The organism is Devosia sp. (assembly GCF_040509215.1).
GTDB lineage: Bacteria > Pseudomonadota > Alphaproteobacteria > Rhizobiales > Devosiaceae > Devosia.
Window position 1 is genome coordinate 30,518 of sequence record NZ_JBEVLL010000197.1, and the last position, 11,113, is coordinate 41,630.

9 protein-coding genes are annotated in these 11,113 nt (G+C 62.8%); 7 read left to right on the top strand and 2 right to left on the bottom strand.

Going from position 1 to position 11,113, the window contains the following annotated elements; translation table 11 throughout:
• Positions 1-55: 55 nt before the first annotated feature.
• Both ABW043_RS11020 and ABW043_RS11025 read left to right on the top strand, forming a co-directional pair.
• A complete protein-coding gene (locus ABW043_RS11020) occupies positions 56-1,432 on the top strand; it encodes a class II 3-deoxy-7-phosphoheptulonate synthase (RefSeq protein WP_353921253.1) in 1,377 nt (458 codons plus the stop codon).
• Between the two features lie 113 nt (positions 1,433-1,545).
• Positions 1,546-3,471 (top strand): sensor histidine kinase, encoded by a 1,926-nt coding sequence (locus ABW043_RS11025; protein ID WP_353921254.1) that lies wholly within the window; start codon positions 1,546-1,548, stop codon positions 3,469-3,471.
• A gap of 9 nt (positions 3,472-3,480) precedes the next feature.
• Here ABW043_RS11025 and ABW043_RS11030 read toward each other — a convergent pair whose 3' ends face one another.
• A complete protein-coding gene (locus ABW043_RS11030; protein ID WP_353921255.1) occupies positions 3,481-3,906 on the bottom strand; it encodes a response regulator in 426 nt (141 codons plus the stop codon).
• A gap of 224 nt (positions 3,907-4,130) precedes the next feature.
• On the opposite strand from ABW043_RS11030, the gene ABW043_RS11035 reads away from it, so the two are divergent.
• The 3 genes from ABW043_RS11035 (at position 4,131) to gltX (ending at position 8,141) form a co-directional block, all read left to right on the top strand.
• Positions 4,131-5,045 (top strand): hypothetical protein, encoded by a 915-nt coding sequence (locus tag ABW043_RS11035; RefSeq protein WP_353921256.1) that lies wholly within the window; start codon positions 4,131-4,133, stop codon positions 5,043-5,045.
• 106 nt (positions 5,046-5,151) lie between these two features.
• Positions 5,152-6,819, top strand: coding sequence for an NAD+ synthase (locus ABW043_RS11040; RefSeq protein WP_353921257.1), 1,668 nt, complete (start codon positions 5,152-5,154; stop codon positions 6,817-6,819).
• Positions 6,816-8,141, top strand: coding sequence for a glutamate--tRNA ligase (gene gltX, locus ABW043_RS11045; RefSeq protein ID WP_353921258.1), 1,326 nt, complete (start codon positions 6,816-6,818; stop codon positions 8,139-8,141). The genes ABW043_RS11040 and gltX overlap by 4 nt, the downstream gene beginning before the upstream one ends.
• Here gltX and ABW043_RS11050 read toward each other — a convergent pair.
• Positions 8,086-9,240, bottom strand: coding sequence for a DUF2865 domain-containing protein (locus tag ABW043_RS11050; protein ID WP_353921259.1), 1,155 nt, complete (start codon positions 9,238-9,240; stop codon positions 8,086-8,088). The two genes, gltX and ABW043_RS11050, sit on opposite strands and share 56 nt — an antisense overlap.
• 138 nt (positions 9,241-9,378) lie before the next feature.
• Here ABW043_RS11050 and ABW043_RS11055 point away from each other — a divergent pair, with 138 nt between their 5' ends.
• Both ABW043_RS11055 and ABW043_RS11060 read left to right on the top strand, forming a co-directional pair.
• Positions 9,379-10,386, top strand: a complete 1,008-nt coding sequence (locus ABW043_RS11055; RefSeq protein ID WP_353921260.1) for a fumarylacetoacetate hydrolase family protein — start codon at positions 9,379-9,381, stop codon at positions 10,384-10,386.
• A gap of 140 nt (positions 10,387-10,526) precedes the next feature.
• Positions 10,527-10,976 carry a cytochrome c gene (locus ABW043_RS11060; RefSeq protein ID WP_353921261.1) on the top strand — a complete coding sequence of 150 codons (450 nt, stop codon included), beginning with the start codon at positions 10,527-10,529 and terminating at the stop codon, positions 10,974-10,976.
• Positions 10,977-11,113: the final 137 nt, after the last annotated feature.

The window sequence follows — 11,113 nt, forward strand, 5'->3', positions numbered from 1 at the left end:
CGTGGCTTGGTAGACCGCCCGCACCCAAAGATGCCCCCGGGTGAGCGAGATGACCATGACCACGTGGACCCCCAATAGCTGGCGCGAAAAGCCGATCAAGCAGGTTCCTGCCTATCCCGATCCGGCAGCTCTCGCCGAGGCCGAACGCCAGCTCTCGACGTTTCCGCCTCTGGTCTTTGCCGGCGAAGCGCGCGAACTCAAGGCTCGCCTCGCCGCCGTTGCCCGTGGCGAGGCCTTCCTCCTCCAGGGCGGCGATTGCGCCGAAAGCTTTGCCGAGCATGGCGCGGATCACATCCGCGACTTCTTCCGCGTCTTCCTGCAGATGGCTGTTGTCCTGACCCACGGCGCTTCCAAGCCCGTCGTCAAGGTCGGCCGCGTCGCCGGTCAGTTCGCCAAGCCGCGCTCGGCCGATACCGAGATCATCGACGGCGTCGAGCTGCCGAGCTATCGCGGCGACATCATCAATGCCATCGAGTTCAACGAAACCGCCCGCGTGCCCGATCCCGATCGCATGCTGCAGGCCTATCGCCAGTCGGCCGCGACGCTCAACCTGCTGCGCGCCTTCTCCATGGGCGGCTATGCCGAACTGACGCGCATCCACGAATGGACCATGGGCTTCATGAAGGGGTCCAACTGGAACGTCCGCTTCGAGGAAGTCGCCAAGAAGATCGATGACGCCATCACCTTCATGGGCGCGCTCGGCCTTAATCCGGAAAATACCCCGGCCCTGAAGCAGACCAGTTTCTACACCAGCCACGAAGCCTTGCTTCTCGGTTACGAAGAAGCCCTGACCCGTCGCGACTCCATCACCAACAATTTCTACGCGACCTCCGGCCACATGCTCTGGATCGGCGACCGCACGCGCCAGCCCGATTCCGCCCACGTCGAGTACTTTGCCGGCATCCACAACCCGATCGGCATCAAGTGCGGCCCGAGCCTGGCTAACGACGATCTGCTGCGCCTCCTCGACCGGCTCAACCCGACCGACGAAGCCGGCCGCATCACCCTGATCTCGCGCTTCGGCGCCGAGAAGGTGCATGAGCACCTGCCGCGCCTCATCGAGACCGTCCAGAAGGCCGGCCGCACTGTCGTCTGGTGCTGCGATCCGATGCATGGCAACACCATCAAGGCGTCGACGGGCTACAAGACCCGTCCCTTCGACCGCGTTCTCACCGAAGTGCGCAACTTCTTCGACGTGCACCGCGAAATGGGCACCTATGCCGGCGGCGTCCATATCGAGATGACCGGCGACGACGTCACCGAATGCGTCGGTGGTCTGTCTGCGGTCACCGAAACGACGCTCGCCGATCGCTACAACACCTATTGCGATCCCCGCCTCAATGCCAGCCAGGCGCTGGAACTGGCCTTCCTCGTTGCCGAAGAAGTTCATTCCCAGAAGCCGCCGGTGCAGCGCCGCGCTGCAGGCGAATAGTCTTCGCCCCAAGGTTGAACCCAAATAGAGGCCGCGCGTTCATAATGGGCTGCGCGGCCTTTTCTTTGCCCGCATCCGGGCACAGGATGGTGCGTCGCCAAGGTGAGTAGTCAATGCCGAGATCTCTGTTTCCCAACGCCGCGCCCGAAACTCGAGCGGAGCTTGAACGAGACCCGACAGTCAAGTTGCTCAACGATTATGATTGGACCCAGAACCCGCTGGGCCCCATCCCTGACTGGCCGGACAGCCTGAAAGGCGCCGTGCGTCTGGTCATGGTGGCCTCGACGCCCATGGTCATGATGGTGCGCGAGGAAGGCATCCTCATCTACAACGACGCCTACGCCCGCTTTGCCGGCCAGCGGCATCCTGCGATTTTCGGCATGCCGGCTGAGGAAGCCTGGCCCGAGATTGCCGAGTTCAACAGCCTCAACATCGAGCGCGGCCTCAACGGGGAATCCTGGCTGCTGCGCGATCAGGAGCTGGTGCTCAATCGTCACGGCCAACTCGAATCGGGCTGGATGGATCTCCACTACAGCCCCATCATGGGCGACGATGGCCTCTCCATGGGCGCGCTCTGCATCGTCCACGAAACCACCGACCGGATCTTGACGGAAAGCGCGCTGGCCCGAAGCGAAGAGCGTCTGACCCTGGCCCTTTCGAGCTCCGCCCTTGTCGGTACCTGGGACTGGGACGTCATCAACAACATCGTCACCGCCGACGACCAGTTTGCCCGTCTCTACAACATCGATTCCCAGATCGCCGGGCTCGGCGCGCCGCTCGAGCAATATCTCCTCGCCATCGAGCATGAAGACCTGCCGCGCGTCAGCGCGGAATTGCAGCAGGCTATCGCCGATGGCAGCGAGTTCCGGAGCGAATATCGTGTTGTCGGCGAGGACGGCGTTCGCCGCTGGCTCATGGTTTCGGGCCGCCCGCGCATGGATGCCACCGGCAAGGTCTACCGCTTCCCGGGCGTTGCCATCGACATCACCGATCAGCGCCGCGCCGGCGAAGCCCTGGCCAAGAGCGAACTTGAATTCCGCACCCTTGCCGACACCATGCCGCAAATGGTCTGGGCGACGCGGCCCGACGGCTTCCACGATTACTACAATGCGCGCTGGTACGAGTTTACCGGCGTGCCCGCGGGCTCGACCGATGGCGAAAGCTGGAACGGCATGTTCCACCCGGACGATCAGGAGCGCGCCTGGGCGCTCTGGCGTCACTCGCTCGAAACCGGTGAGCCCTATCAGATCGAATATCGCCTGCGTCACCATAGCGGCGAATACCGCTGGACCCTTGGGCGCGCTCTGCCCATCCGCGATGCTTCCGGCCACATCCTGCGCTGGATCGGTACTTGCACCGATATCCACGACTCGCGCCTCGCCGCCGAGGAGCGCGAACTGGTGGCGCAGGAGCTGAGCCATCGCATCAAGAATATCTTCGCCGTCCTCACCGGCATCGTCTCGCTCTCGGCTCGTGGCCAGCCAGAGGTGAAGCCGTTCGCCGAACAGTTGCGGCAGCGCATTTTCGCGCTTGGCGAAGCGCATGACTTCGTCCGGCCGCAGAACTACTTGTCCACCAGCCAGGCAGGGCAGGGGACTTTGTCCGCCCTCGTCACGCGCTTGATGCGCCCCTATGAAGGCGAAAACGGCGAAAACCGGGTTCGCTATTCGGGCGAGGATACGATCATCGACGATGCGGCAGCGACCCCGCTCGCGCTGCTCTTCCACGAACTGGCGACCAATGCCGCCAAATACGGCGCCCTCAGCCGGCCCGAGGGGTGGACGAGCCTCTCCGGCCGCTCCGAGAACGAGCAGTTTCACCTGACCTGGAAAGAACACGGTGGCCCAGAGGTTATCGAACCCAGCCGGCTATCCGGCTTTGGCTCCAAGCTCATAGAGCTGTCCGTGAGTGGTCAATTGCGTGGAGAGATCGAGCGCTTTTGGGAGAAGGACGGCCTGCGGGTGGAACTATCCCTGCCGCTCGCGGCGCTCACGCGGTCGAGCCGCCTGCGTCCGACCGAAAGGACTGAAGACGCTTGAAGCAGGCGCTCAGGTCGCGATCGGACTGTCGTCGGACCAGTCGAAAAGCTTGAGACGGCGCGGAGGATTGGCTTCCGCGGCCGCACGGCGTGCCACGGCATAGTCGACAACGTCACGCAGGTCGCGCTCCGCCACGGGCTTTGAAACAACGCCGATAGTGCCGGGCACACCGGTGCCAAGCTGGGCGGGATTGGCGGTAATGAAAATGACGCTGGCGCCATGGGTCTGCGCCAGGATCTTGCCGATTTCGATGCCGGTGGGACCATCACGCAGGTTGAGGTCAACCAGGGCCACTTCGGCTTCACCGGCAAAACGCAGGGCACTCTTCTTGTCGGCGGCAATGCCGACTGGATCGTGGCCCATCTCGGCTACAATCTGTTCGATTTCGGAAGCGACGAAAATTTCGTCTTCAACGATAAGAATACGGCACGACATCACAAAACTGGCTTCTGATAAAACTTCATTCGAACCGACCAACTCCCGACTTGCCGCCTCGGTTGCATGCGAACCGGACAATGGAGGTTTGCACCCAGACATTTTCCGCCAAGGAAGTTACCAAAAGCACCAATCGCACCAATAGGTAACTTAGTGGAACATTAACCCTAATCATTCACAAACATTCCATGATGTTGAGCGGTAAAGCCGATTGGGAGTGTGTGATGAAGCAGTTTGCCTTGAGCGCCCTTGTGCTTCTCTCGAGCGCCGCGACCCAGCAAGTGCTTGCGGCAGACTACGGCGCGTTTCCCGGTCTGCGCCCCTCCTATCCCGATCAATGGCAGCAAAGCGAAGAAAACCCCCTGCGCTTCGAAGCCGGCCTGCGCTACTGGTACGCCATCGGCCAGCAGTCTTCCGAGATCGGCGGCAACACCTACAACACCACCGATTACAGCCACATCCCGGAAATCCATCTACGCGTCGATGACGATTTCACCTCGTCCTTCGTCAAGGCACAGGCCGGTTACGCCGCTCTTGTCAGCGGCGAACACACCGCGGGCACCTTCGCTCCGTCCAGCTTCAGTGGTGGTCACATCGGCTATGCCGGCGGCGATTTCGGTTACACGCCTTTCGGCAACGAAAACGTCAAGGTCGGTGGCCTTGTCGGCTACCAATACCTGCTCGATTCCCCGGATCGTAACCGTCTCGACGTGCAGCACATCAATGGCTTGAACGTGCACATGCTCCGCCTCGGCCTCACCGGCCGCGCCAATCTCGGCGATTTTGCCGATATCGAAGCCGAAGCCGTCGCCATTCCCTATGCCTTCACCTCCGGCGCTACGGCAGAAATACCGTTCGCCAATACGGTGGTGCAGGGCGTCACCGTCAATCGTCGCAGCACCGAGACGACGGGGGCAATGTACGGCGCCTCCGGCCAGGTCATGGTCGGCTTCCATCCGACCGAAAACCTGACCATCCGCGTGGGCGGCCGTGCCTGGTATCTCACGGGCCCCGCCAGCGCCCGCGAAAAGCAGTGGAATGCTGCGACCCCGAACAGCTACCTCTACTCCGACACCCCGCTCAACGCTTTCTCCCTGCTGCGTTACGGCGGTCTCCTCGAAGTCACCGGTCGCTTCTAGGGCAGGGCGCCTCGCTGGCGCTTGCTCTCCCCCGGTCCAGAGGCTAAGTCTTGCCCGCGTTCGGCCGCGGGCCGGGCGGTCCGTCAATTTCGATTAGGCAGCTTCCGTGACCGACCAGCTCAGAATTGCGCTTGCCCAGCTCAATCCCAAGGTTGGCGACCTTCTCGGCAATCTGGCTCTGGCCAAGAAGGCCCTTGCCGATGCGGTCGCCGCCAAGGCCGACATCCTGATGTTTTCCGAGTTGTTCCTGACCGGCTATTTCCCGGATGACCTGCTCTTCAAACCCCAGTTCGTGTCCGACGCCATGGCCGCCGCCCAGACGCTGGCTGCCGAAACCGCCGGCACCGACGTGGTCCTCGTCCTCCCCACCATCTGGAAGGACCAGACCGGTCTCCACAATTCGGTCCTCGTCGCCGAAAAGGGCCATATCTTCGCCCTGCGCTTCAAGCGCGAGCTGCCCAATGACGACGTCTTCTACGAAAAGCGCTACTTCGCCGCCGGCCCGCTGCCCCTCCCGGTGACCATCAAGGGCGTTTCGGTCGGTATCCCGATCTGCGAAGACATCTGGCACCCCTGGGTCTGCGAACACCTCATGCGCGAAGGCGCCGAAATCCTGCTCTGCCCCAATGGTTCGCCCTATTGGACCAATAAGCAGCACATCCGCAAGGAACTGGTGCGCAAGCACGCCGTCGAGCACGACGTCCCGCTCATCTATCTCAATCAGGTCGGCGGCCAGGACGAACTGGTCTTCGACGGCGCCTCCTTCGCCATCGCCCCCGGCGACAAACTGGTCCTGCAGGGCAAGTCCTTCGAAACCGATTTCCTGATCTCTGACTGGCGCCGCGACGGCGACACCTGGACGTCGGACAATGGCCGCATCGAAGAGCTGACCTCGGTCGAAGAAGCCCCTTGGCGCGCCGCCGTCCTTGGTCTGCGCGATTATGTCTTCAAGAACGGCTTTAGCCACGTCGTGCTCGGCCTGTCGGGTGGCATCGATAGCGCCGTCGTCGCCGCCATGGCCGTCGATGCCTTCGGACCCGAAAAAGTCCACTGCATCATGCTGCCCTATCGCTACACGTCAGACGAAAGCCTCAAGGACGCCAAGGATTGCGCGGAGCGCCTCGGCGTGCGCTACGACATCGTCTCTATCGGCAATCCCGTCGATGATGCCCTCGTCGAGCTGGCACCCATCTTCGACAATCGCCCCGCCGATCTCGCCGAAGAAAACATCCAGTCGCGCATGCGCGGCGTCGTCCTCATGGCCGTCTCCAACAAGCTCGGCTCCATGCTCCTCACCACCGGCAACAAGTCCGAAATGGGCGTCGGCTACGCCACCATCTATGGCGACATGAACGGCGGCTACAATCCGCTCAAAGACATGTTCAAGATGGAAGTCTATGCGCTGGCCGATTGGCGCAACAAGCACATGCCCGGCGACAGCCTCGGCCCCAAGGGCGAGGTCATCCCCCAGTCGATCATCGACAAGGCTCCCTCTGCCGAACTGCGCCCCAACCAGACCGATCAGGACAGCCTCCCGCCCTATCCGGTGCTGGACGATATCCTGCGCTCCATCGTCGAAGACGAGATGAGCCTCGGCGAAGTCGTCGCCCGTGGTCACGATCCCGCCCTCGTCAAGCGCATCGAGCGCCTCATCAATATTGCCGAATACAAGCGCCGCCAGTCCGCGCCGGGTCCAAAGCTGACCCCGCGCGCCTTTGGCCTCGGCCGAAAATACCCCATCACCAATGGCTATAAGGACGTAACCGTCGGATGACCGTCGTTCGCTGGGCCCCGTCTCCCACGGGTCGCATCCATCTCGGCAATGCCCGCCCGGCACTGCTCAACTGGTTCTTCGCCCGCCGCACCGGCGGCCGCTATGTCCTGCGCATGGACGACACCGATCTCGCCCGTTCCACCCGCGAATACGCCGACGGCATCGAAGTCGATCTGGCTTGGCTCGGCGTCACGCCGGATCTTCTCGTCCGCCAGTCCGAACGCACCGCGCTTTATGACAAGGCCCGCGACGCCCTCATCGCCTCTGGCCGCCTCTACCCCGCTTACGAAACCGAAGACGAACTCGACCGCAAGCGCGCTCGCGCCCGCCTCCTCGGCAAGCCGCCAATCTACGATCGCGCCGCCCTGAACCTTACCGAAGAAGACAAGGCCAAATACGAAGCCGAGGGCCGCAAACCCCATTGGCGCTTCAAGCTCGATGGCCGGCCGGTGCAGTTTCAGGACCTCATCAAGGGCCAGCAGACGGTCAACACCGCCTCCATGTCCGACCCCGTCCTTATCCGCGCCGACGGCTCCTATCTCTATACGCTGCCCTCGGTCGTCGATGACATCGACCTCGGCATCACCCATGTCATTCGCGGCGAAGACCACGTCTCCAATACCGGCACGCAGATCGAGATCATTGAGGCCCTCGGTGGCACGGTCCCGACCTTCGCCCACCACAATCTCCTGACCGACGCAGCGGGGCAGGGCTTCTCCAAGCGCCTCGGCTCCCAGTCGATTTCCGATTTCCGCGCCGAAGGCTACGAGCCGCTCGCCGTCGCCATCATGGCAACCCTCACCGGCACCAGCCTTCCCATTGAGCCGTACGAAAACCTCGATGCCATCGCCGAAAAGCTCGAACTGTCGATGATTTCGCACGGCGCCGCCCGCTTCGATCCCGCCGAACTCGACAGCCTCAATGCGCGCCTCCTCCACACCATGCCCTACGAAGAAGCGCTGCCGCGCCTCTCCTCCATGGGTCTCGAAGGCGAAGCCATTTGGCTCCTGCTGCGTGAAAACCTCGTGCGTTTCCCCGACATCGCCGAGTGGTCAAAGCTTCTCACCGGCCCCATCGAGCCGGTCGTTGCCGACGAAGATCGCGAATTCCTCGGTCTCGCCAAAGCCATGCTGCCGCCCGAACCCTGGGACGAAACGACCTGGTCGACCTGGACCAACGCCCTCAAGGGCGCCACCGGCCGCAAGGGCAAGGCCCTGTTCCTGCCACTGCGCATGGCCCTGACGGGCCGCCACGATGGCCCGGAGCTTAAGTCCCTGCTTGTCCTGCTTGGGCGTAAGGCGTGTCTGGACCGACTACCCTGACGGTCTTGTCCCCGAAGTGAACGATCCGCAGGTCCGCCTCTGCCGGCGTCTGGCTGGCACTGGGGCGGACAGCGACTTCTCCAGGACCCGCCGGACGCGGGCGGGGCAGGGGCACATCGATCATGGCAACCGCTGCCACAGCCTCGACCGGCGCCTGAACCGGCGTCACCGGCACCACGCCGCGCGGATCGCGCAAGGGCAGGGGGAACGACAGGCCCGCAATATCGATCATCGCCCGAGCATCGCCTCCACCTGATGCCGTCAGGCTCACAGTGCCATCGTTTTGCGGCGCGACCTTGCAGGTTGCGTTCTTGTCGAACTGGTTGCGATAGGCAAAGGCCGTCGGCAGCGCCGTATAGGGCGCGCCATAGACGTTCTGCATCTGCTCCGGCTCCTGGCCGGGATTGTCATAGTAGTAGAGGTCGACCTGCGTGTTGGGACACATGGCCTGACACTGCTGCAAGTCATTGCCGATATATTCGTGCAGCGTCGAGTAGCTGATCGGCCAGAAGTAGCCGTCCGACAGGCGCACGCAGACCGTGCGCACCGTTGCATAGCCCTGATAGCCCCAATAGTCGCCGCCATCGACGAAATCGCCATTGGTGAAATCGCCCTCCGACGTCTGGCCGAAGACGCGGTCGAAAATCGACTGGCGTTCCTGGTTGAACGTAGCCGACGAGCCGGCATTGCAACCAAAGCGGGCCATTTCCTGCAAAATGGCTTCGCGCTGTTGCGCCACGGCATTGGCCGTATCCACAGATTGCGAAACCTTGGAAAACTCGTCGCGCAGGCTCAGCACCGCCCGCGCGATCTGCTGGCACTGCCGCGTCAATTGCTGTCCGGCCCGAGCCGCGTCATTGCAGCCCTCGCGAATATACTGGCTTTCCGCTGACTGCACGTCGCGCTGCAACTGCCGCGCCGCGCCCGAATTGTTCTGCATCTGCCGGAAATCGCCATTACGGTCGAACTGGCGCAAGGCATTGTCGAGCTGCATGCACTGGGTCGATTGGGCATAGACGGTCTGCACATCGAGCGAAAAAATCAGTGCCGCCAGAAGCAGCAAAATCGACGCGCGAAAACCGGAAGCAGATAAGGTCACGAATGGGTCCTGTTCGTCGGCCATAAGGGGCGGCCGCATGTCGCCTTAAGACATCGCTGGCGACAATGGCAACACTATAGCAATCTGAAACGCCGACGATATCGCCACTAAGCAACACAAAAGAGAGATCGCCCGTCCATGAAACTCGCCACCCTCCGCGCGAACCGCCCCGACGGGCAACTGGTTGTCGTCTCCCACGATCTTTCGCGTTGCGTCTCCGCCGGTCGCATAGCCCCGAGCCTTCAGGCCGCGCTGGACGATTGGGAGCGCCTGTCTCCCGCGCTTTCGGCCCTTTCCACCCAGCTCGACAAGGGCGAAATATCAGGCCAGACTTTCGAGCCCTCCGCCGTCCTCGCCCCGCTTCCCCGCGCTTTCCAGTGGATTGATGGCGCCGGCTATATGGGCCACCTCGAACGCGTCCGCTCCCTCAAAGGCAGCAAGGACGAAGAACTGCAATCGGTCCGTCCGCTGCTCTATCAGGGCGGCTCCGATTCGCTCTCCGGCGCCTCCGATCCCATCGTCATCCCCGAGGATGATCTTGCCCTCGATTTCGAGGTCGAAGTCGCCGTCATCATCGGCGCCGTGCCGATGCGCCCCAGCCGCGAACAGGCCGCCTCGGCCATTCGCCTCATCACCATCTGCAACGACGTCTCGCTCCGCCGCCTCGTTGCCGACGACCTGCAGAACGGCTTTGGCTTTTTCCACTCAAAGCCGTCCACCAGTTTTGCCCCCGTCGTCGTCACCCCCGACACGCTCGGCGACCGCTGGCGCGACAATCGCCTGCACCTGCCTGTCCGCGTCGAGGTCAATGGCACCCTCTATGGCCAGCCAAATGCCGGCGTTGATGTGCACTTCGATCTCGTCGATCTCATCGTCGAGGCCGCTCGCACCCGCCAGCTTGGCGCCGGCACCATCATCGGCTCGGGCACCATCGCCAATCATCACGATGCGACCCTGCCCATCAAGGAAGACGGCATCGGCTTTGGCTGTATTGCCGAGGCGCGCACCGCCGAAAAGGCCAAGTTCGGCCGCGCCCGCACGCCCTTCCTCAAGCCCGGCGACCGCGTCCGCATCGCCGCCATCGGCACCGGCAACCGCTCGGTTTTCGGCGATATCGACCAGACGGTGGTGGCGCTCACCACCTGATTCTCCACCGGTAACATTCCTGTGTTGACGTTGGGGGTGTCACCGCCGCGTGGCACTGTCGCTTTGCCGGGGGAGGAGACCGGCAGCCGTCCCCGACGCTTGGAGCGTTCGGTTACAACCGCATGTTGAGGGTGCAGTTTATGATTTTTCCAAAGTTTCCCGTGCTTGCCGTCGCAGGTCTCCTCGCTTTCGGCACTGTCGCGGCCCTGGCGCAAGACGCTTTTACCCCGCCCGCGACGCCTGAAGAGGCCGTGGCCCTGCGTCAAAACCTCATGAAGGAGGATGGCGGCATCCTGCGCAGTGCCGGCAATCTGACCGGCGCCGAAGCCGTCGCTGCCATGACCAAGCTGCGCGACAACTATAGCCATATCCCGGCCCTCTTCCCCGAAGGCTCGATCGTGGGCGAGTCCGAAGCCCTCCCCGCCATCTGGGAAAATTTTGACGCCTTTACCGCCATTGCCGACGCTGGTGTCGCTGCCGCCGAAAGCGGTATTGCCGCTGCCGAAGCGGGCGATGCTGCCGCCTATGCCGCTGCCATTCAGGCCCTCGGCGGCACCTGCGGCCAGTGCCATCAGCAGTTCCGGAGCTGATCCGCGGCCCGCAGGGCAAAATCGCTCCGGTGGAGCGATTTTAGCAAATTACCTCACACGATCTATGGTCGAGTGGTGGTTAGCCAGATCATCCTTCCCTGGATGATATTCGCCTCCAAAGCGAAATGGGCGACCTT